The following is a 21223-nucleotide window of genomic DNA, read 5'->3' as shown; positions in this document are numbered from 1 at the left end:
TGCAACTATCATACCATAGTTGCTATACAAACATTTTTTCACTTTTGACAGTTAATCAAACGTTTGTTTAAATTATTTTTCACCATTTAAACAAACGTTTGATTAACTCAGAAAAAACACCCAAATACGGGTGTTTTTTCTGTTTAATCTTTAAGAATCTATACTATTTTAGCGTTCAAAAATAAGAATTCTTCTCTTTTTTTAGCGCTTATTAATCTCTTCAAGTAAGATTTTATTAACAAGCGGTGGATTTGCTTGTCCTTTTGTAGCTTTCATAATTTGACCAACTAAGAAGCCAATTGCACGGTCTTTACCGTTTTTAAAGTCTTCAATAGATTGCTCATTATTATCAAGAATTTCTGTTACAACCTTACGAAGTGTTCCTTCGTCAGAAATTTGAACCAGACCTTTCGCTTTAACGATTTCTTCTGGGTCTCCACCTTTTTCAATTAATTCATTAAATACTTTCTTCGCGATTTTAGAAGAAATTGTACCTTTTTCAATTAATTGAACCATTTTAGCTAAGCCAGCTGGCGTTAATGCAACGTCTTTTAATTCTTTTTGTTGTTTGTTTAAGTATGCAAGTACTTCACCCATTAACCAGTTTGATGTTAATTTCGCATCAGCACCGTCTGCAACTGTTGCTTCAAAGAAATCAGACATCTCTTTCGTTAATGTCAATACATGCGCATCATAAGCTGGTAAGCCAACTTCTTCAACATAGCGAGCTTTACGTGCATCTGGAAGTTCTGGAATAGAAGCACGAATTTCTTCTTTCCACTCATCGTCGATGTAAAGTTCAACTAAGTCTGGCTCTGGGAAGTAACGGTAATCGTCAGATCCTTCTTTTATACGCATTAAGATTGTTTTCTTCGTTGCTTCATCATAACGACGTGTTTCTTGTTGGATGATACCACCAGATAATAATTCTTTTTCTTGGCGCACTTGCTCATGCTCAAGACCTTTTTGCACGTAAGTGAAAGAGTTTAAGTTTTTCAGTTCTGCTTTTGTACCGAACTTCTCTTGTCCAACTGGACGAAGTGAAATATTCGCATCACAACGAAGAGAACCTTCTTCCATCTTACAATCAGATACACCTGTATATTGAATGATTGATTTTAACTTCTCTAAGTACGCATATGCTTCTTCTGGAGTACGCATATCTGGCTCAGATACGATCTCGATTAAAGGCATACCTTGACGGTTGTAGTCTACTAATGAACCGTCAGCTGCATGCGTTGATTTACCAGCATCTTCTTCTAAATGAAGACGTGTAATACCGATACGTTTCTTTTTACCGTCTACTTCGATTTCAATCCAACCATTTTCACCAATTGGCTTATCAAATTGAGAGATTTGGTAAGCTTTCGGATTATCTGGGTAGAAATAGTTTTTACGGTCGAACTTCGTTTCCGTTGCGATTTCACAGTTTAATGCCATTGCGGCTTTCATTGCAAAGTTAACTGCTTCCTTATTTAAAGTAGGAAGTACCCCTGGGTATCCTAAGTCAATTACACTTGTTTGTGTATTTGGCTCCGCTCCGAATTCTGTTGGACTCGCAGAGAAAATTTTCGAATTTGTTTTTAACTCAACGTGAACCTCTAAACCAATAATTGTTTCTAAATTCATCTATGCTCGCCTCCTTACAGACTTGCTTTTTTTGTATGATAGTCTGTTGCTTGCTCAAACGCATGTGCAACGCGGTAAATCGTCGTTTCATCGAAGTGTTTACCAATGATTTGTAGACCAAGTGGCATGTTGTTAGCACCGAATCCACATGGAACAGAAATCGCTGGAACACCCGCTAAGTTTACTGGAATTGTTAAAATGTCATTTGCATACATTGTCATTGGATCGTCCACTTTTTCGCCCACTTTAAATGCTGGAGTTGGCGTTGTTGGTCCAATAATAACATCGTAGTTAGCAAATACATTTTCAAAGTCATTTTTAATTAATGTACGTACTTGTTGTGCTTTTTTGTAATATGCATCATAGTAACCAGAGCTAAGAGCAAATGTACCAAGCATAATACGACGTTTTACTTCATCACCGAAACCTTCGCTACGTGTGTTTTTGTAAAGATCTAATAAGTTATTTACATTATCAGAACGAACACCGTAACGTACGCCATCAAAGCGTGAAAGGTTCGCAGATGCTTCAGAAGAAGATAATAAGTAATACGTTGCTAGAGCGTATTTAGAGTGCGGAAGAGATACTTCCTCCCAAGTTGCGCCCATACCTTCTAATACTTTTAAAGCAGCTAGTACTGACTCACGAGCTTCTTCGCCAACACCTTCGCCTAAGTATTCTTTTGGTACAGCAATACGTAAACCTTTAACATCACCTGTTAAACCAGCTAAGTAGTTTCCTACTTCAACGTTTGCAGAAGTTGCATCCATACGGTCAATACCTGAAATAGCTTGTAATAAGTATGCATTGTCTTCTACTGTACGTGTAATCGGTCCGATTTGGTCAAGTGAAGATGCGAATGCTACTAATCCGTAACGAGATACGCGTCCGTAAGTTGGTTTTAAACCTACAACGCCACAATATGCAGCTGGCTGACGGATAGAACCACCCGTATCAGAACCTAGAGAGAATAATACTTCTCCTGCTGCTACTGCTGCTGCAGAACCACCACTAGATCCGCCTGGAACGTAATCTAAGTTCCATGGATTTTTTGTAGCGTAGAAGCCTGAGTTTTCATTTGAAGAACCCATTGCGAACTCGTCCATATTTAATTTACCGATTGTAACTGTGTCAGCAGCTTTTAGCTTTTGTACAACTGTCGCATCGTAAATTGGATCGAAGTTTGCTAATATTTTGCTCGCACAAGTTGTACGAAGACCGTTAGTTACAATGTTATCTTTTACACCAATTGGCATACCGAATAATAAACCATTATCCTCAGCACCAATCTTTGCATCTAATTCTTTCGCTTTCGCGCGTGCATTTTCTTCATCTAATGTAAGAAAAGCTTTTACGTTATCTTCAACATCCGAAATACGTTTGTAAGATTCTTCTACTAAATCCGTAACGGAAATTTCTTTGTTGTTTAACTTCTTATGTAACTCTGATACAGAATGATCAAATAATGACATCGAAATTCCCTCCTCTATTCTAATACTGCTGGAACACGGATTTGATTATCTTTGTGATCCGGTGCATTTTTTAATACTTCTTCTACTGGTAAACCTTTTTCTGGCACATCTTCACGCATAACATTTTTCATAGTTAATACATGAGTTGTTGGTTTTACATCAGTTGTATCTAATTCATTTAACTGTTCTGCAAATGTAACAATTGCATCTAGTTGTTTTTGAAATTTTTCTGCTTCTTGATCAGTAATTGCAAGACGTGCTAAATGTGCTACGTGCTTTACATTCTCAACGGAAATTCTTGACACGGCTAGGCCACCTCCATAATATATCGTTCAATCTACAATACTATTGATGATACCAAATTTTCAGTACTTCAAGCAAGTCAACACACGGCACTTACGGCATTTTTACATAAAAAAAGAAAGGCAAGTGCCTTTCTTTACAATTTACTCTTTATCTAACGATTTATTTTTCGGAAATCTTTCATTATCTTCCTCATTATCACGAATTGTTTTTTGTAATACAAAACAAGACATCGTTAAAAATAATGTTCCGATTAAATAGTACCCTTTTACACTAAGCGTTTCATCTAACGTGTAAATCCCAATTAGCATTCCTGAAAGCGCACAAACAAATGAAGTCCATGCTAAAAACGTGAACGCTTGCGTATTTCGTCTTCTCATCGTTCTCCCCCTCGTTAGCTGTACACCTATTATAGATAAATATATTTATCACAATGGGTTTTTATGTAAAATCATTTTTCTATTTATTAATCTATCACAAAAAATTTCTATTTTGAAGATAATTTTCTTTCTAATCTGAAAAAACAGTTAAAAACATTGACATTTATTTCAATTCCACATAAAATAAAAACAAATATTACGAACCTCGAAATATACGGGAGTGGAAATAATTGTTGCAATATGAACATTTTTTAGACTTACTGCTAGATAACGCCAAGAAACTTTTCTATCCTGAAGAATGGGTAAGCCTTGATTTAACACTTTCCAAGACAGAAGTATTTTGTTTACTTTGGATGGAGCGAAATACGGATATTACAATGACAAAAATCGCTGATCTTCTTGATATACCGATGAGTACAACAACGGGCGTTGTAAATCGCCTTGTAAAAAAGGGATATATTGAACGCTACCGGAATGAAAGCGATCGACGCATTGTATTAATTCGTTTAACAGAAAACGGCGTAATGCTCGTTCAAGAAGTAAAACAAAATGCGGCCCATTACTTTAGCCTAGTGACAGATGCATTGTCAGAAGAAGAAAAAGCATTCTTACTACAAATATTCCAAAAGATCATGAATCACATTGCTACGTCACAGCAAAAAACAGAAGAAAAGGTTTCTACACCTAAAATGAAAAACATTCCGATTGAATAAGACCCTAGTTGGGTTTTTATTCAATTAAATATTTCGACACTCGTAATATTCGACATTCGAAACAAAGGGGATATTAATGATGAGAATTATTCTGTATACAGGTAAAGGCGGCGTTGGAAAAACTAGCATTTCAGCAGCAACAGCAATCCAAAGTGCAAAACAAGGATTAAAAACATTAGTAATGAGTACAGATCCTGCTCATAGTTTAGGGGATTCATTTGGCATAAAACTATCTTCTGAGCCACTAGAAATTCGCGAAAACTTGTGGGCACAAGAAATTAACACTATTTATGAAATGGAAAAAGGCTGGGGGAAATTGCAGAAATATATTACACTACTCTTCACTTCCAAAGCAGCTGATGATATTACAACAGAAGAATTAACGATGTTCCCTGGTATGGAAGATTTAATTAGCTTACTTCGAGTACTCGATTACTATAAACACAACACTTACGACGTCATCATTATTGATTGCGCACCGACTGGAGAAACTTTAGCAATGCTTAGCTTTCCAGACATGCTCGGCTGGTGGATGGAAAAACTCTTTCCTATTAAAAGGAAGATTTTAAAAGTTGTTCGTCCTGTAGCTCAACCACTTCTTGGTGTCCCCCTTCCAACTGATGATATTATGGACGAATTAACGAATACGCTTGAACAACTTGGAGAAATGAGAGATATTTTATCAAACCGAGAAGTAACGAGTATTCGCGTTGTTGTAAATCCTGAAAAAATGGTCATTAAAGAAGCTCAGCGTAGTTTTACTTATTTAAACTTATACGATTATAACGTAGATGCCATTATGATTAACCGCGTCATCCCTAACACTGTTACCGACCCTTACTTTCAGGCATGGAAAGATACACAAAAGAAATATAAGGCGTTAATTAAAGATAGTTTTCAGCCACTTCCTATTTACGATGCTCCCATGTTTGAACAAGAAGTTGTTGGTTTACCTATGTTAGAGCGTGTAGGAAATGCTTTATTTAAATCAGACCCTTCCCCTACTGAAGTGAAATTTAATGGCCGCACACAATATGTAAAAAAAGATGGCGATGAGTATATTTTCGTTCTGTCCATTCCCTTCTCAAACAAAAGTGAACTTTCATTAAATCAAAAAGGTGATGAACTTATTATTCGAGCCGGCTCTATGAAGCGAAATATCACCTTACCAAAAACATTAACACACCTTTCTATTCAAGGAGCTAAGTTTGAAGATGATGTACTAAACATTCGGTTTGGAGGTGTAGTACATGCATGATGAATTACTAAGAAAGGTAATTCGTACAAAAATAAAAATCGGTATGCGTATATTAGAAGAGCTACCGAATCCGATTCAGCAATCAGCTAAGCACGCACTAAATATTTTGCAAGAGGAGCTCTCCTCTTATGCTGAAGAACAACCGCAACCTGAGAGTAATTTAAAAAGCATCATAATTGAATAACCATACCCTTGTAGAAAGCCTTTTCTTATAGGCTTTCTATCCCTTTATTGGAGCTGATATAAGTTGATTAAAACACCTTCAACAAGACATTTCACCACTAATACAATCTGGCTAATCCCCCTTCTATTCTTTTTTCATAACCTTGAAGAAGCTTTCCAAATGCCACAATATATCGCTAATCGATTTTCGATCCATTTTATAACTAACAAACAATTTTTCATTGCAATTTCCATATTAACAACCCTCGTCTTACTCATAGTCATTCTATATCAATTAAGCATCATATCTTCTATTTATTTGATCATTTTTATACAGGGCTGTATCTTCTTTAACGCCGTTCAGCATATTATCTTGTATTTCATTTATCGTTCTTATAATCCAGGAGTAATCTCAGCATCTATCATTATCCTATTTTCTCTTTTCTTATTTTCATCAAAGAAACTATTAATCCCTAAAAAGAAATTAGCAAGTACACTCATTTTTAGTTTAATCTCTTACCCAATCATAATTTGGATTTCCTTATTATTAGCCAGCTGCTTTAATTAAAAAAAGACCAGGAAAACTCCTGGTCCATCACTCTACTTAACAAACATTGGATTCTATGTTATACAAAATTAGAAGGTACAGAATTAGGGTTTTGTTTGTTAAGTAGATTATATGTTGAACGAGCTAACAGCGGAGGGGTTCCTACTGTTAGTCGTTAAACTCAATAATTACTTTACGATTTTTTCAAGCTCATCAAGTGAAAGATCTACTGAAATTGAACCATCATTTGTTTCTTTCTTAATTGCATCTGTTACTTCTTTTGAATGGTATAACTCAATTACTTTTTTCAGTGTTGGATCATTTTTATCTTTCGTACGAGCTGCGAAAATATTAATATAGGCCTTTGCATTTTCATTATTTGGATCTTCTAAGAAAATTGGATCCTTCGCTGGGTCTAATCCAGCTTGACCAGCAACACCGTTATTAATAACTGAAGCCGCTACATCTTTTAACACACGAGGTGTTTGCTGTGCGATAACCGGTGTAACTTTTAGCTTCTTTGGATTTTCAGCGATACCGCTTGGATCCCCAAATAGACCAAAATCTTTCTTAAGCTTTAATAATCCAGCTGCATCAAGAAGTTTTAATGCACGTGCTTGGTTCGTTGGATCATTCGGAATAGCAATTTCCGAACCATCTGGGATTTCATTTGCTTTCTTATATTTTTCAGAGTATAAGCCCATCGGTGCAATTTGCGTTGTACCAACAGCTGTAATATCTAACTTATGCTCCTTTTTAAATTGCTCTAAGAAAGCAATGTGCTGGAATGAGTTTAGTTCAATATCTCCATCAGCTAACGCTTTGTTGGGTGTTGTGTAATCAGAGAACTCAACCAGTTTAATTTTAATCCCTTCTTTTTCAGCTTTTTTCTTTAAAATTTCCCAAACGTCTCCATCTGTTCCAGTTACACCGACGCGAACTACTTTCTCTTTCGCTCCTGCACCTGTGTCTCCACCTGAGCAGCCGCTTAATGCTGTAATTCCTACGATCGCTGATAATGCAAATGCTAAAATTTTCTTCATTTTCTTTTCCCCTCTTCCTTTTTATGATCTGCGTAAAAAGACTTTCGCAAAGTAGTTCCCTAAATTTTGAGCCACCTGTACAAGAATAATAAGTAAAACGACCGTTACAAACATAACTGACGTATCAAAGCGTTGATAACCATATGTCATTGCTAAGTCACCAAGACCGCCACCACCGACAAGTCCTGCGACTGCAGAAAATTCAATTAAACCGACCGTCATAAACGTGACACCTAGGATCAATGGTGCTAAAGCTTCTGGTACGAGGATTTCAAAAACAATTCTAAGTGGTGAAGCGCCCATTGCTTGTGCTGCTTCAATTACTCCTTTCGGAACAGAAACAAGATTGGTTTCAACCATTCTAGCAATACCAATTGATGCAACTAACGTCATTGGGAAGATTGCTGCAGCCGTTCCAATCGTCGTTCCAATAACACTTCTTGTTAGTGGGCTTAAAGCTACTAAAAAGATAATGAATGGAACCGGACGAATTGTATTAATTATGATATTAAGAATAGAAAAGACCCATTTATTTTCTAAAAAATTTCCTTTTCTCGTTACATACAACAGTAAACCTAGAGGTATACCGAGAATTGTAGCGAATATAAGGGTTACAATTACCATTAAGAGGGTATCCCCCGTCGCATCTAATATGCGAGGCCAAAATATACTCCAATCAACTCGCATGAGCTTCTACCTCCTTCAGCTGCACTTGCAGTCTTAGATGTTGTAATGCTTTTTGAATTTCTTTCTGTTCACCTTGTAGTTCTACAAGAAGATTTCCAAATAGCACATTTTGGAGTTCAATAATATTTCCATAAAGAACATTTACATCGACGTTATAGTTTTTCGCAATATATGATAGTACAGGCTGCCCTGTCTCTTCCCCAGTAAAAGTCAGGCGATAAATCTGACCTCCGTTTTGAATTTTCGCTAGAACACTTTCTGGTAAGTGATCATTAATAACAGAGCGTACAAAATTTTGAGTTGTCTTTGTTTTTGGTTGTGTGAAAACGTCAAACAGTTTTCCTTCTTCAATTACTTTTCCTTTTTCCATAACGGCTACACGGTGACAAATTTCTTTCACAACGTGCATTTCATGTGTAATAAGTAGAATCGTTAAATTGTACTCTCTATTTACTTTCTTTAATAAATTTAAGATTTCTGTTGTTGTTTCCGGATCTAAAGCTGATGTTGCCTCATCACATATGAGAATATCGGGTGATGTCGCAAGTGCTCTTGCAATCCCAACACGCTGCTTTTGCCCACCTGATAACTGTTCTGGATAATAGTTCGCTTTATCTTCTAAACCAACAAATTTTAGTAGTTCATTCACTCTTTCTTTTATCTCATTCTTCGGCAATTTCGCTAACCTTAATGGATAAGCAATGTTCCCAAACACCGTTCTTGAATTAAATAGATTGAAACTTTGGAAAATCATCCCAATCCTTTGTCTTAGTGTCCGTAATTCTTTCGCCGATAATGATGTAATATCTTTATCATCTATTGAAATTGTTCCTGCAGTTGGTCTTTCTAACATATTTACTAAACGTAATAGCGTACTCTTTCCAGCACCACTAAATCCGATAATGCCAAAAATTTCGCCCTTTTCAACTGACAGCGTTACATCCTCAACCGCATGAACAGATTGCCCACCTGATTCATATACTTTACTTACATTGTTAAAAGAAATCATTTTCTTCCCTCCTATATGCTGTAAAAACTTGAAGTAGAGCTTTCGAGGTAAAATAAAAAGTGCTCTCCTCCTTATCAGTAATAAAAGATAAGAAGGAGAGCACTTTTATATGTACTCATTCACATCTTCTCATCTTCCAAGCCTTTATAGGCTTGCTGGAGTTAGCACGGTATTAAAAAACCCGTTGCTGAGGTATCGTAGGGCCAGTCCCTCCACCTCTCTGGATAAGAGTGTATCGATTTAATTGTCGTTTAATTAAGTCTTATTATAGAACTCAGAATAATGAGAGTCAATACATTTTTCGGAAAAATATTAATTATTTCTCTATTTGAATTTTAAAATAAGAAGTAACAATACAATAGTGATTTTTAAAGTTATGTAAAATCCTTCTCACTCATACTTTTAAAAAGGAGAATCTTCTCTACTCATTGAATAACATTATTTGAATATGAAATCGGAGGAAGATAGATATATGAAAACAGCTCTTTTGCTCGTCGACATTCAAAATGATTATTTTCCAAGCGGAATGATGGAATTACGTAATCCAGTAGCAGCAAGTGAATATGCTAGTCAGCTACTACAACATTTTAGAATAAGAAACGAACCTATTTTTCATATCCAACATGTAGCTATAAAAGATAGCGCTACTTTTTTCCTACCCAATACAGAAGGTGTCCATATTCACGAAAATGTCCGTCCACTTAGAGAGGAAACCGTTATCCTTAAACATTATCCAAATAGCTTCCGAGAAACTGATCTTCTAGAACAATTACAACGTTCAGGAATTGAGCACGTCGTAATATGCGGGATGATGACCCATATGTGTATTGATGCTACAGTAAGAGCTGCTTTTGATTTTGGCCTTCACTGTACCGTAATACACGATGCTTGTGCTACAAAAGATCTTTCATTTAAGAATGCTACTATACCAGCTGTTTATATTCATAATACAATTTTGGCGAGTTTAAATGGAGTATACGCAAATATAATGAGTACAGAAGAGTTTTTAGCGACCTAAAAAAACACTCCTTTCAGTTAGCAAAGCCGAAAGGAGTGTTCTCTTGTCTAACCATAGATTTTCTTTCAAATTGTATTATACAGGAAATCTTCAAAATGAATACTAAAAAATATGACTAATAAGTCAATTTTTCTCGCTGTTTTGTTTCTATTTTCATGTTTATCCCGATATTAATAGGGTTTAACTAATCCAAAAGAACAAATAGTAATATTTGGAAATCTTTTCTTGATTGAAATTAACTAGCTTCTATTATAGAGAATTTCTCAAAAAGAAAAGATCTTCACAGTCTGTGAAGATCTTTTCTACTATTTCTTATAAAGTTTCAGAAGTAGTTTTTGCTTGCATGTGAAGTGCTAAGTAGTCAGGGCCACCAGCTTTAGAGTCTGTACCAGACATGTTAAAGCCACCGAATGGTTGGTAACCTACGATTGCACCAGTACATCCACGGTTGAAGTATAAATTACCAACGTGGAAGTCTTCGCGTGCTTTTTCAATATGGTCACGGTTGTTAGAAAGAACTGCTCCTGTTAAACCGTATTCTGTATTGTTTGCAATTGCAAGTGCATGATCAAAGTCTTTTGCTTTACAGAATGCTACTACTGGTCCGAAGATTTCTTCTTTCATTAAGCGAGCATCTTCTGCAACGTCAGCAACGATTGTTGGTTGGATGAACCAGCCTTTAGAATCGTCTCCTTCGCCACCTGATACGATTTTACCTTCTTCCTTACCAATTGCAACATAGCTCATTACTTTATCGAATGCAGCTTGGTCATTAACAGGTCCCATGTTAATATCTTTTGCATCTGGGTTACCTACTGTTAATTCTTTTGTTAATTCAACAGCACGATTTAATACATGATCGTATACATCTTCATGGATTACTGCACGAGAACATGCAGAACATTTTTGTCCTGAGAATCCGAATGCTGATGCAACGATAGATTTAGCTGCTAATTCAAGATCTGCCTCTTTATCAACAACGATTGTATCTTTACCGCCCATTTCAGCGATAACACGTTTTAACCAAATTTGTCCCGGGTTTACTTTTGCTGCACGTTCGTAAATACGAATACCTACATCGCGAGATCCAGTGAAGCTAACGAAACGTGTACGAGGGTGATCTACTAAATAGTCACCAACTTCAGAACCATTACCTGGAACGAAGTTTACTACGCCAGCTGGTAAACCAGCTTCTTCTAATACTTCCATAAATTTCGCTGCTACTACAGGAGTTGTACTAGCTGGTTTTAGTAATACTGTGTTACCAGAAACTACAGCAGCTGTTGTCATACCTGCCATAATTGCGAATGGGAAATTCCAAGGAGAAATGATAACACCTACTCCTAATGGAATGTAAGAGAAACGATTATATTCAATTGGACGGCTTTCTACTGGAATACCGTCTTTTAATTTCAACATTTGACGAGCATAATATTCCATAAAATCGATTGCTTCTGCTGTATCAGCATCTGCCTCATTCCATGGTTTACCTGCTTCTTTTACAAGAATAGCAGAGAACTCATGTTTTCTACGACGAACGATTGCTGCAGCACGGAATAAAATATCTGCACGCATTTCTGGTTTTGACTTTCTCCAAGTTTGGAATGTTGCATCCGCTACTTGCATTGCTTTTTCAGCTAATTCACGGCTTGCTTTTGAAACACGACCAACAAGTTCCTCTTTATTTGCAGGGTTTACAGAAACAATTTTGTCTTCTGTAGTGATTTTTTCTCCCCCGATAATTAATGGATAGTCTTGTCCAAGATAAGATTCTACTTTCTTTAAACCCTCTTCAAACGCTAATTTGTTAGCCTCTACTGAAAAATCTGTAAATGGCTCATGTTTGTATGCTACTACCATCTTTTTAGCCTCCCCTTAGAAAAACGTTTACATTTTACAACATTATTCTACACGATAATTTAGATTTATTCAAATATTCCTAGACTTATATTTTAAAAATTAATAAATTTTTAAAATATAATAAAAAAAAGAGATTCATACATACGTATGAATCTACAAAATATGAGTATATTCCAAAACATTTTTCCCGATTAATAAAATAGTAACTAATAAAAATAAAGTCCTTACATATCCAACACCTTTTTGAACCGCAAACTTCGATCCAAAATAAGCACCTAAAATCATTGATAAGCCCATAATTATACCGTATTCAAAATGAATCACATCTAAAAATAAAAAAGTAATTAAAGATACGATATTACTAACGAAGTTCAAAAGTTTTCCAGATGCTGCCGCTTGAATAAAATCCAAACCAATTAATAAAAATGCAAAAATTAAAAAGGATCCTGTCCCTGGTCCAAAAAATCCATCATAAAATCCTATCATTAAAATAACAAAGAAAAACATTAATGTTTTTCCTTTTGTCATCTTTTTATAGGTAGATGCACTTCCCCAATCTTTTTTCGCAATAATATAAATGGCAATAAAAACCAACATTACGAGCACTAGTGGACGCAAAATATCAGGCGGAATAAACTTTACTACTAAAGCCCCTGCGACTGCTCCAATAATAGTTAACGGGATTAACTTTCCTACAATCCGAAAATCCACCTTGCCTGATCGAATAAAATAAATTGTACTCGTAAGCGTCCCCATCGTTGCAGCTAATTTATTCGTTGCGATTGCCGAAGCTGGTGATAAACCAACAAACATAAGTGCAGGAAGCGAAATTAACCCTCCTCCTCCAACAACCGAATCAATAAAAGCAGCTAAAAACCCGAATGCAATTAATAAAATAATGACTTGAAAGCTTAGTTCTTCCATGACTTTGCCCCTTACCCCTTTATTTGTAACATTTAAAATTATAACAAAATTTTTCAAGAAAAAAAGCTGTTCCTTTATGGAACAGCTCTCATCTTTAATCTAAAATTTTCACAAATGGTTCATCTTGCTTCGCTTCACGTATAATAATTGCTTCTGGACGTTCTACAGATTTAATTGTTACTTGTACTTTCATATAGTTCGGGAAGTATTCCATAACAAGTCCAGCTACATATTGTGTAAAACCAATCACTTCAGCTTTCCCATTGAATTGGACAGGAATATCGAGCTTCATTTCTTTTAATTCATCATCTCTATACATTCCAGTACCGATAACAGCTGTATAATCGCCTTGGAAATACTCACTTAACTTCGCTTTAAAGTTTGACACCCTTGCAAGGTCTTCACGTTTATTATCCGCTTTTGCTTGTTCAGACGGGAACAAATAATATTTCTCATTGATTGGTTTCCAATCCTCAACCGTTTCACTACCTTTTTCTACCTTAGCATAAGAAACAAAATTCCCTGGTACAAGCGAAGACTTTGGACCTTGACGATAAATCGCAAATGTAACCGGAATATTTTTTATTTCAGGCTTTTTTTGCTGTATTACTTTCAAGATTTCTTGGGCCATTTTTTTCCCTTCAGCTAACATTTTTTCTTGCTCGATTTTAGCCTCACGCGGATAACCATGCTCTTCCTCATAATATTGAACAGAATTCATCGCTAATCCAATTACAATGCCATCAGGTTCAGCATCGTTCCCACCTTTTTGTACGTAGTAGTCATGTTCTAAAATATTTGAGATATACATTGGACTTTTTTTATTCTTTACTTCTAGCGATTCTGATCCTTCACTTAAGGCTGGATTCAACCCTACATTCGGAAATTTAACTGCATCTTTTTTCAACTTATCCTCTAGCTCTTTTTGTTCAGCATCTGTACGCTTTCTTTTTACAAGCATTTGTATATCTTGAGCCTCTAGAAACTTTCCGCCTTTAAAGAAATAATCTTTCGTACTAAACGATTCTTTGGCAATGCGCATTAATCCTGTTTCAAATTCATCTACATCTAGACGACTATTTAAACCTTGTACAACTAAACCACGTGCCTTACCTGGATCAAATTGAACCGTTGTCTTATAATATTCATCCGAAATGGAGTATTTCGGGATAACTGCCTGTTCTTTCGCTTTCCCCGATTTCTCAACTGCTTTTTCATCTTTATTGGAACCCATACTACACCCACTTACAAGTAGGCTAAGACTTAATACCGCTAACGCTATTTTTTTCATCGTAAGTTTGCACCTCTTACTTATTCAGCTCTTGTAAGAACCTCTCTTCATTCCAAACTTCAACATTGTGCTTCTCTGCTTGCGCTAATTTCGAGCCTGCAGCTTCACCAGCAACAAGTAAATCCGTACTTTTACTAACACTTCCTGTTACTTTTCCACCTAATGCCTCAATTTTCTTCTTCGCTTCACTGCGGCCCATAACTTCTAATTTCCCTGTTAAGACGACAGTTTTTCCTGCGAAGTACGATTCAACATTTTGTAAATCAGCAATTTTTATACCTTTGTATGCCATGTTCACGCCATACTCTTTAAATTGTTGTAATAGCTCTAATACGTCTTCATTATCGAAATACGTTACAACGGATTGAGCCATTTTTTCACCAATCTCATTAATTGTTTTTAATTCTTCTTCCGTCGCTTTCACAAGCTCATCCATCGTTTCGAAATGCTCAGCAAATGTACGTGCCGCTTTCGCACCGACATGACGAATACCAAGACCGAATAATAATCGCTCTAATGAGTTTTCCTTAGAATTCTCAATTGCTTGGACTAAATTTGTTGCTGATTTTTCACCGAAACGTTCTAGTTCTAATAATTGCTCTTTCGTCAATGAATATAAATCAGCAAACGTACGAATATAATCCGCATCAAAGAGTTGTGTAATTACACGTTCTCCAAGTCCATCAATATTCATTGCATTTCTTGAAACGAAATGGATTAATCCTTCACGAATTTGAGCTGGGCAAGTCGGATTTATACATCGAAGTGCTACTTCTTCTTCTAAACGAACAAGTTCACTCTCACATGCTGGACAATGCGTTGGCATATGATATTCTTCTTCCTCACCAGTACGCTTATCAAAAATAACGTTCACAACTTCAGGAATAATATCTCCAGCCTTTTTCACAACAACGTAGTCACCAATTCGAATATCCTTTTCACGAATTAAATCTTCGTTATGTAAAGAAGCACGACGAACGATAGTACCAGCCACTCTAACTGGCTCGAGCTCTGCAGTTGGTGTTACAACTCCTGTGCGGCCGACACTTAATTCAATCCCTGTTAATCTCGTCACAACTTCTTCAGCTGGGAATTTATAAGCTATTGCCCATCTTGGACTCTTTGCTGTAGTTCCTAAGCTTTCTTGAATAGCAACATCGTCTACTTTTATAACGATTCCGTCAATCTCATAATCAAGATGCGGGCGTTTTTCTTGCCACTCTTCTACATAGGCTATTACGTCTTCAATTGTTTCACATGTACGACGATTTGGATTCGTCTTAAATCCAAGCTCACCTAAGAAATCCAGTGATTCACTGTGGGATGGAATTGTTTTTTCTTCTACATTAGCAAGACCATACACAAACATAGATAAGTTACGCTTCGCTGCAATTTTCGGATCAAGTTGGCGTATCGATCCTGCTGCCGCATTACGTGGATTCGCAAATACATCTTCACCATTTTGCTCTTTTTCTTCATTTAATTTAACGAATGAACGCTTCGGCATATAAGCCTCGCCTCGTGCTTCTAACGTTACTTCTTCATTTAAACGCAGCGGGATAGCTTTAATCGTTTTTAAGTTTTGGGTAATATCTTCACCCGTTATACCATCACCACGTGTTGCTCCTTGAATGAAGCGCCCTTTTTCATAATGAAGTGAAACAGCAAGTCCGTCAATTTTTAATTCGCATATATATCTTACATTCGCATCATCAATTCCCTGATGTACTCTTCGATCAAAATCACGCAAATCTCCTTCATTAAACGCGTTTCCTAAACTTAACATTGGTGATTTATGCGTTACCTTTTCAAATATATCAAGAACAGTCCCCCCAACGCGAATGGAGGGAGAGTCTTCACTCATAAACTCTGGGTTCTCTGCTTCTAATTTTATAAGCTCCTGCATATCACGGTCATATTCCGCATCAGAAACAGAAGGATTGTCTAATACGTGATATTGATAGTTAAATGTATTTAACAAATCACGCAGTTCTTCTATACGTTTTTTGGCTATCTCTTTTGACATATCCTCAGTCCTTTCCTATTGTTTCGTCACAGGTGCAAATTTTGCTAATAAACGTTTAATACCAATTGGGCTTGGGAATGCAATATCTAATTCTTTTGAATCACCTTCACCCTTTACACTTACAACTGTACCGACTCCCCACTTCTGGTGAGCTGCTTTATCGCCTATTCCCCAGCCAATTTGCTCGCCACCTGTCGTCTTAACAGCCGGACGCGCGAAAGCTGAACGAGAACGTGTTGTAGTTGCGCTTGTCGTTCTTCCCTTTGCACCAAACGAAGTTTCACGCTTCGGTGCTGTTTCGTTTAATGGTTCTACTAATTCTGCCGGAATTTCTGTAATAAATCGAGATGCTGCATTCATACTTGTTCTACCAAATAAAGTACGCATTTGAGCATTGGATAAGTATAGCTCTTCTTCTGCACGAGTAATACCTACATAGGCAAGACGACGCTCTTCTTGCATTTCATCCTCTTCCATAAGAGAACGAGTATGCGGGAATATCCCTTCCTCTAAGCCAACAATAAAGACAACTGGGAACTCTAATCCTTTTGCTGAGTGCATCGTCATTAAAATAACTTCTTCACCAGCAGTTGGATCTTCATCTACACGATCAATATCAGCAACAAGAGCTAAGTCTGTTAAGAATGCAACAAGGCTCTTATCTTCGCTTTGGGATTCAAATGTTTGTGTAACAGATAAAAACTCGTCTAAGTTTTCTAAACGACCTTCTGCTTCTAAAGATCGCTCATTTTTCAGCATATCGCGATAGCCTGTCTTTTCAATAACTTCTTCTACTAATTCTGTAACAGATAAATACTCTTGCATATTTACCCAGTTGTGTAATAAACTTGCGAATTCTTTTACTGCTTTTGTTATTTTTGCACTTACACCAACATGCTCAATCTCATCAAATACAGCAGTTAATGAGATTCCGTTTTGCACACCATAATTAATAATTTTATCGATAGAAGTCGCACCAATCCCGCGCTTTGGCATGTTAATAATACGTGCAAAACTAATCTCATCATCTGGATTCCCAATTAAACGTAAGTACGCCAAAATGTCTTTAATCTCTTTACGATCATAGAACTTAGTACCGCCGACAATTTTGTAAGGGATATTAGATTTTAGGAAAATCTCCTCAATCATACGAGACTGGGCATTTGTACGATATAACACTGCAAAATCAGTATATTTTCGGTTCCCCATTTGAATATCGTCACGAATTTTTTTCGCAACAAAATACGCTTCGTCCTTTTCGGTTGCAGCACGATAATACGAGATTTTGCTTCCAATTTGATTTTCTGTCCATAATTTCTTCGGTTTACGGTTTGAATTTTTTTCAATTACAGCATTAGCTGCATTTAAAATATTTTGTGATGAACGATAGTTTTGTTCTAACAGAATAACTTGTGCATTCTCATAGTCTTTTTCGAATGACAAAATGTTAGAAATGTCAGCCCCGCGCCAGCGGTAAATAGACTGATCCGAATCACCAACAACACAAAGGTTTTTAAAACGTGATGCCAAATGTTTAACAAGAAGGTACTGAGCTTTGTTCGTATCTTGATACTCATCAACGTGAATATATTGGAATTTACGCTGATAAAACTCTAGTACTTCTGGAACACGTTCAAATAGCTGAATCGTCGTCATAATTAAATCATCAAAGTCTAATGAGTTATTTTTCAAAAGACGTTTTTGATATTCTGTATATACATCGCTCGTTAATTTTTCATATGGATCAGCGGTTGTAATTTTTTTTGCATATTTATCTGCAGATAACAGTTCATTTTTCGCATTGCTAATACCCGCTAAAATAGAGCGCGGCTCAAACTTCTTCGGGTCAATATTGCGCTCCTTCATAATTTTTTTTACTACAGTTAACTGATCACCTGAATCTAAGATTGTAAAGTTACGATTAATACCAATGCGGTCAATATCACGTCGTAAAATACGTACGCACATAGAGTGGAACGTAGAAATCCAAATATCTTCTGCTTCTGGTCCAACAAGTTTATCAATACGCTCACGCATTTCACGAGCAGCTTTATTTGTAAAGGTAATTGCTAGTACATTCCATGGCGCCACACCTTTTTCACCAAGTAAATATGCAATACGGTGTGTTAACACACGTGTTTTCCCACTACCTGCGCCTGCCATTAATAGAAGTGCTCCATTTGTTGTTTGTACTGCTTTTTGTTGCTGCGGATTTAAACCATTTAATAACTTATCTGTCGTACTCATATGTGCCTGCACCTACTCTCCTTTTACTGCTTTAACTGTTTTTAATGCCGATTTTATATCATCATAAATAATATTTCCAACAACTACTGTATCAGCATACTGTGCCATTTCTTTCGCTTGTTCTGCATTAGAAATACCACCGCCATAATATAGCTTAGCTTGTTTCAATTCTGCTTTTACATTTTTAACAAGCTCAATGTCTCCATACGTCCCGCTATATTCTAAATAGAATATCGGTAAATGTAATAGCTTGTCTGCTAAACGCGCATATGCAATAACATCATCTTCTGTTAAATCACATTTTGCATCTGTAAGCTGGGCTACTTTCGCTTCTGGGTTTAAAACACAATACCCTTCCATGTAAATTTCGTCCCAGTCCATAATATCCCCAAATTCTTTCAATGCCTCATGATGAACACCTGTTACCCATTCTACTTTTCGGCTATTTAAAACACTTGGGATGTAATAAAAATCAAATCCTGGTGTAATTGCCTCCACATCAGAAACCTCTAACACACAAGGCACTGCATATCTACGAATGCTAACTAGCATGTGTAATACGTTATCAATTGTCACTCCATCACTTCCGCCTACAATAACAGCATCCGTTCCAGATTCACAAATCATTTCTAAATGTTCGTCACTTAACTCCTTATTTGGATCAAGCTTAAATACATGTTTCCATTTGGAAATATCGTACATGAAAACACCCTTTCTTTTCTCTAGTTATATAATTTCTGTTCAAAATAACAGTTAATTTTTATCAAGATTTTTTACATTCCTTGCTATATCTTTACCGGACTGGCGTATGCAACGATGAAATGCGACAGCTATCTTTACCGGACTTTTTGAACTTCCTTTTACGCATTCTTTCATTATAACAAAAAAAACTACCTACACACACGCCCAATCCAACATCTTTTTCAACGTCAAATGTTGGATTACATATCAAAAAACTTATACGGAATACTAACAAATGAAATAGTATTTTCTATTTCGAAGTTAATTAAAAAGGAGTGTTTTTCTAATGAAGCAAAACATCGGCACAATTAGTGCTCTAATTCGAATTACACTCGGACTCATCCTCTTCGGTTGTAGTACAGCTAAACTCGTACGTAAACCTTGGTGCACTTGGTCTAAAGTTTTGCTATGGATTGGTGCCATGAAAATTGCGGAGGGAATCGTTCGTTTCTGCCCTATTGTTGAAGCCTGTAAGTTTGGAAAATATATGAATATGAGCGCATTTAAAATGCCTAGCATGAATTTCACTGAAAAAGGACATAATAAAGAAGAAGTTAATTCAGCTTCCAGTCATGACAAGCCAAAGTCAGATGGAAGTTATGACACTTCTGACAAAGAGATTGAGTCAGCGATTGAAGAATTAATCCTGGCAAAACCGCTTTGAATCATTTGTCACGATGCAAGATGCTCTCAAAGGGACTTAGCTGCTGCAGTGGGCAGCTAAGTCTTCTTTATTTTACCACGAAACAGAACGTACATTCTCGTTTTTCACCCTTAAAACGTACATAAAAGATATCAAACAATAAAATTCAGAAAATTAGGTGTAACCCTCTTGCATGTAATGATATAAAAATGATATCATTTTTATATCAAGGAGGCGATCATATGAAAGAAAAACAAGTATTTTATGTTAATGGATTTCTCGGCGTTATTGGAATTTTAGTTTTAGCCGCTATCGGTGTATTTTGCCTTGTACAAGAAATGTTTGTAATAGCTATTTTAGCTCTCATATTAGCATCTGTTTTAGCTACAGGTATCGGTATCGTTCAACCGAATCAAGCGAAAGTTATTACGTTCTTCGGTAGTTATTTAGGAACAATTCGTCAAAATGGTTTATTTTTAACAATTCCATTCGCTTTTCGTCAAACTGTATCTTTACGTGTTGAAAACTTTAACAGTAAGAAATTAAAAGTAAACGATGTTGAGGGCAATCCAATTGAAATTGCAGCCGTTATCGTATATAAAGTTGTTGATTCCGCAAAAGCAATGTTTGGTGTTGAGCATTACGATCGATTCGTAGAAATTCAAAGTGAAACAGCAATCCGCCACGTTGCTACAAAATATCCTTATGATAATTTCCAAGATGAATCTTGCATCACGTTACGAGGAAATACTGAAGAGATCTCTGAAGAATTAAAGCGTGAGTTAGAAGCACGACTTGAAATCGCTGGCGTAGAAGTATTAGAAACTCGTTTAACACATTTAGCTTACGCAACAGAAATTGCCCATGCAATGCTCCAGCGTCAACAAGCAAAAGCAGTATTAGCTGCTAGAAAAGAGATTGTTGAAGGTGCTGTGAAGATGGCGAAAGATTCAATCCATATGTTAGATGAAGAAGGCGTACTGGAACTCGATGACGAGCGTAAAGCAAATATGGTGAACAATTTATTAGTTGCCATCGTTTCAGATAAAGGTGCGCAACCAGTTATTAATACAGGAAGCCTATACTAAAGGTTGTAAGTGATTATGGCCAAAAAGAAAAGCTTTCCATTACGTATTGATCCTGAATTACACGCAGTCATCGAAAAATGGGCGAATGATGAGTTTCGTAGCGTCAATGCACACATCGAGTATTTACTTCGAGAAATGGCAAAGCAAAAAGGGAAATTAAAAAAAGATAAAGATGCATAAAA

General features: G+C 36.4%; 21 protein-coding genes and 1 riboswitch. Of the genes, 8 read left to right on the top strand and 13 right to left on the bottom strand.

Annotated elements, in window-relative coordinates:
- Positions 1–201 precede the first annotated feature (201 nt).
- The 4 genes from gatB to NSS97_RS01785 all read right to left on the bottom strand — a co-directional run bounded on the left by gatB (position 202) and on the right by NSS97_RS01785 (position 3784).
- Positions 202–1629, bottom strand: a complete 1428-nt coding sequence (gatB, locus tag NSS97_RS01800; RefSeq protein WP_002010050.1) for an Asp-tRNA(Asn)/Glu-tRNA(Gln) amidotransferase subunit GatB — start codon at positions 1627–1629, stop codon at positions 202–204.
- A 14-nt stretch (positions 1630–1643) separates the two neighbouring features.
- Complete coding sequence (gene gatA, locus NSS97_RS01795; RefSeq protein WP_002010048.1) at positions 1644–3101, bottom strand: Asp-tRNA(Asn)/Glu-tRNA(Gln) amidotransferase subunit GatA; 1458 nt, start codon at positions 3099–3101, stop codon at positions 1644–1646.
- A gap of 14 nt (positions 3102–3115) precedes the next feature.
- On the bottom strand, positions 3116–3406 hold the full coding sequence (gene gatC, locus NSS97_RS01790; protein WP_000086999.1) for an Asp-tRNA(Asn)/Glu-tRNA(Gln) amidotransferase subunit GatC: 291 nt from the start codon (positions 3404–3406) through the stop codon (positions 3116–3118).
- Positions 3407–3547: 141 nt separating this feature from the next.
- On the bottom strand, positions 3548–3784 hold the full coding sequence (locus NSS97_RS01785; protein ID WP_002029490.1) for a YiaA/YiaB family inner membrane protein: 237 nt from the start codon (positions 3782–3784) through the stop codon (positions 3548–3550).
- A gap of 230 nt (positions 3785–4014) precedes the next feature.
- Here NSS97_RS01785 and NSS97_RS01780 point away from each other — a divergent pair, with 230 nt between their 5' ends.
- The 4 genes from NSS97_RS01780 (at position 4015) to NSS97_RS01765 (ending at position 6485) form a co-directional block, all read left to right on the top strand.
- Positions 4015–4497, top strand: coding sequence for a MarR family winged helix-turn-helix transcriptional regulator (locus NSS97_RS01780; RefSeq protein ID WP_000942491.1), 483 nt, complete (start codon positions 4015–4017; stop codon positions 4495–4497).
- 76 nt (positions 4498–4573) lie between these two features.
- On the top strand, positions 4574–5755 hold the full coding sequence (locus NSS97_RS01775) for an ArsA family ATPase (protein ID WP_341111312.1): 1182 nt from the start codon (positions 4574–4576) through the stop codon (positions 5753–5755).
- A complete protein-coding gene (locus NSS97_RS01770; protein WP_002091335.1) occupies positions 5748–5939 on the top strand; it encodes a DUF3926 domain-containing protein in 192 nt (63 codons plus the stop codon). Before NSS97_RS01775 ends, NSS97_RS01770 begins: the two co-directional genes overlap by 8 nt.
- A gap of 63 nt (positions 5940–6002) precedes the next feature.
- A complete protein-coding gene (locus tag NSS97_RS01765; protein ID WP_341111311.1) occupies positions 6003–6485 on the top strand; it encodes an HXXEE domain-containing protein in 483 nt (160 codons plus the stop codon).
- A 167-nt stretch (positions 6486–6652) separates the two neighbouring features.
- Here NSS97_RS01765 and NSS97_RS01760 read toward each other — a convergent pair whose 3' ends face one another.
- The 3 genes from NSS97_RS01760 to NSS97_RS01750 are packed head-to-tail and all read right to left on the bottom strand — an operon-like array spanning position 6653 to position 9203.
- Positions 6653–7507, bottom strand: a complete 855-nt coding sequence (locus NSS97_RS01760) for a MetQ/NlpA family ABC transporter substrate-binding protein (protein WP_002029488.1) — start codon at positions 7505–7507, stop codon at positions 6653–6655.
- A gap of 21 nt (positions 7508–7528) precedes the next feature.
- Positions 7529–8194 (bottom strand): methionine ABC transporter permease, encoded by a 666-nt coding sequence (locus NSS97_RS01755; protein ID WP_002091343.1) that lies wholly within the window; start codon positions 8192–8194, stop codon positions 7529–7531.
- Entirely contained in the window at positions 8184–9203 is a 1020-nt protein-coding gene (locus tag NSS97_RS01750) for a methionine ABC transporter ATP-binding protein (RefSeq protein WP_002010037.1), read from the bottom strand. The genes NSS97_RS01755 and NSS97_RS01750 overlap by 11 nt, the downstream gene beginning before the upstream one ends.
- 126 nt (positions 9204–9329) lie before the next feature.
- A riboswitch (SAM riboswitch) is annotated at positions 9330–9434 on the bottom strand.
- 241 nt (positions 9435–9675) lie between these two features.
- Here NSS97_RS01750 and NSS97_RS01745 point away from each other — a divergent pair.
- Complete coding sequence (locus NSS97_RS01745) at positions 9676–10221, top strand: cysteine hydrolase family protein (protein WP_341111308.1); 546 nt, start codon at positions 9676–9678, stop codon at positions 10219–10221.
- A 312-nt stretch (positions 10222–10533) separates the two neighbouring features.
- Here the strand turns inward: NSS97_RS01745 and pruA are convergent, their stop codons facing one another.
- From pruA to NSS97_RS01715, 6 genes are all read right to left on the bottom strand, one after another.
- A complete protein-coding gene (gene pruA / locus NSS97_RS01740; protein ID WP_002029484.1) occupies positions 10534–12081 on the bottom strand; it encodes an L-glutamate gamma-semialdehyde dehydrogenase in 1548 nt (515 codons plus the stop codon).
- 153 nt (positions 12082–12234) lie between these two features.
- A complete protein-coding gene (locus NSS97_RS01735) occupies positions 12235–13005 on the bottom strand; it encodes a TSUP family transporter (RefSeq protein ID WP_016128243.1) in 771 nt (256 codons plus the stop codon).
- A 94-nt stretch (positions 13006–13099) separates the two neighbouring features.
- Positions 13100–14296: a CamS family sex pheromone protein gene (locus tag NSS97_RS01730; RefSeq protein WP_341111306.1), complete on the bottom strand. Its 1197-nt coding sequence runs from the start codon at positions 14294–14296 to the stop codon at positions 13100–13102.
- A 16-nt stretch (positions 14297–14312) separates the two neighbouring features.
- Entirely contained in the window at positions 14313–16322 is a 2010-nt protein-coding gene (gene ligA / locus NSS97_RS01725) for an NAD-dependent DNA ligase LigA (RefSeq protein ID WP_002010032.1), read from the bottom strand.
- 15 nt (positions 16323–16337) lie between these two features.
- On the bottom strand, positions 16338–18569 hold the full coding sequence (pcrA, locus tag NSS97_RS01720; protein WP_060748969.1) for a DNA helicase PcrA: 2232 nt from the start codon (positions 18567–18569) through the stop codon (positions 16338–16340).
- A 12-nt stretch (positions 18570–18581) separates the two neighbouring features.
- The gene (locus tag NSS97_RS01715) at positions 18582–19271 is read right to left on the bottom strand and encodes a heptaprenylglyceryl phosphate synthase (protein WP_002124878.1); all 690 of its coding nucleotides are present in this window, start codon (positions 19269–19271) and stop codon (positions 18582–18584) included.
- Between the two features lie 325 nt (positions 19272–19596).
- On the opposite strand from NSS97_RS01715, the gene NSS97_RS01710 reads away from it, so the two are divergent.
- The 3 genes from NSS97_RS01710 (at position 19597) to NSS97_RS01700 (ending at position 21221) form a co-directional block, all read left to right on the top strand.
- Positions 19597–19974: a YgaP family membrane protein gene (locus tag NSS97_RS01710; RefSeq protein ID WP_107887798.1), complete on the top strand. Its 378-nt coding sequence runs from the start codon at positions 19597–19599 to the stop codon at positions 19972–19974.
- 221 nt (positions 19975–20195) lie between these two features.
- A complete protein-coding gene (locus tag NSS97_RS01705; protein WP_341111303.1) occupies positions 20196–21041 on the top strand; it encodes an SPFH domain-containing protein in 846 nt (281 codons plus the stop codon).
- Positions 21042–21056: 15 nt separating this feature from the next.
- Positions 21057–21221, top strand: a complete 165-nt coding sequence (locus tag NSS97_RS01700; RefSeq protein ID WP_001085171.1) for a toxin-antitoxin system HicB family antitoxin — start codon at positions 21057–21059, stop codon at positions 21219–21221.
- Positions 21222–21223: the final 2 nt, after the last annotated feature.

The organism is Bacillus sp. FSL R12-0074, assembly GCF_038005725.1.
In the GTDB taxonomy this organism is placed as follows: domain Bacteria; phylum Bacillota; class Bacilli; order Bacillales; family Bacillaceae_G; genus Bacillus_A; species Bacillus_A mycoides.
The sequence above is the reverse complement of the archived record's forward strand: the minus strand, read 5'-3'. Positions and strand labels throughout refer to the sequence as shown.

Excerpts from the sequence above, each read along its gene's own strand:
- gatB (WP_002010050.1), bottom strand. The coding sequence starts at position 1,629 with ATGAATTTAGAAACAATTATTGGTTTAGAGGTTCACGTTGAGTTAAAA.
- gatA (WP_002010048.1), bottom strand. The coding sequence starts at position 3,101 with ATGTCATTATTTGATCATTCTGTATCAGAGTTACATAAGAAGTTAAAC.
- NSS97_RS01785 (WP_002029490.1), bottom strand. The coding sequence starts at position 3,784 with ATGAGAAGACGAAATACGCAAGCGTTCACGTTTTTAGCATGGACTTCA.
- NSS97_RS01775 (WP_341111312.1), top strand. The coding sequence starts at position 4,574 with ATGATGAGAATTATTCTGTATACAGGTAAAGGCGGCGTTGGAAAAACT.
- NSS97_RS01770 (WP_002091335.1), top strand. The coding sequence starts at position 5,748 with ATGCATGATGAATTACTAAGAAAGGTAATTCGTACAAAAATAAAAATC.
- NSS97_RS01760 (WP_002029488.1), bottom strand. The coding sequence starts at position 7,507 with ATGAAGAAAATTTTAGCATTTGCATTATCAGCGATCGTAGGAATTACA.
- NSS97_RS01755 (WP_002091343.1), bottom strand. The coding sequence starts at position 8,194 with ATGCGAGTTGATTGGAGTATATTTTGGCCTCGCATATTAGATGCGACG.
- NSS97_RS01750 (WP_002010037.1), bottom strand. The coding sequence starts at position 9,203 with ATGATTTCTTTTAACAATGTAAGTAAAGTATATGAATCAGGTGGGCAA.
- NSS97_RS01745 (WP_341111308.1), top strand. The coding sequence starts at position 9,676 with ATGAAAACAGCTCTTTTGCTCGTCGACATTCAAAATGATTATTTTCCA.
- pruA (WP_002029484.1), bottom strand. The coding sequence starts at position 12,081 with ATGGTAGTAGCATACAAACATGAGCCATTTACAGATTTTTCAGTAGAG.
- NSS97_RS01735 (WP_016128243.1), bottom strand. The coding sequence starts at position 13,005 with ATGGAAGAACTAAGCTTTCAAGTCATTATTTTATTAATTGCATTCGGG.
- NSS97_RS01730 (WP_341111306.1), bottom strand. The coding sequence starts at position 14,296 with ATGAAAAAAATAGCGTTAGCGGTATTAAGTCTTAGCCTACTTGTAAGT.
- ligA (WP_002010032.1), bottom strand. The coding sequence starts at position 16,322 with ATGTCAAAAGAGATAGCCAAAAAACGTATAGAAGAACTGCGTGATTTG.
- pcrA (WP_060748969.1), bottom strand. The coding sequence starts at position 18,569 with ATGAGTACGACAGATAAGTTATTAAATGGTTTAAATCCGCAGCAACAA.
- NSS97_RS01715 (WP_002124878.1), bottom strand. The coding sequence starts at position 19,271 with ATGTACGATATTTCCAAATGGAAACATGTATTTAAGCTTGATCCAAAT.
- NSS97_RS01710 (WP_107887798.1), top strand. The coding sequence starts at position 19,597 with ATGAAGCAAAACATCGGCACAATTAGTGCTCTAATTCGAATTACACTC.
- NSS97_RS01705 (WP_341111303.1), top strand. The coding sequence starts at position 20,196 with ATGAAAGAAAAACAAGTATTTTATGTTAATGGATTTCTCGGCGTTATT.
- NSS97_RS01700 (WP_001085171.1), top strand. The coding sequence starts at position 21,057 with ATGGCCAAAAAGAAAAGCTTTCCATTACGTATTGATCCTGAATTACAC.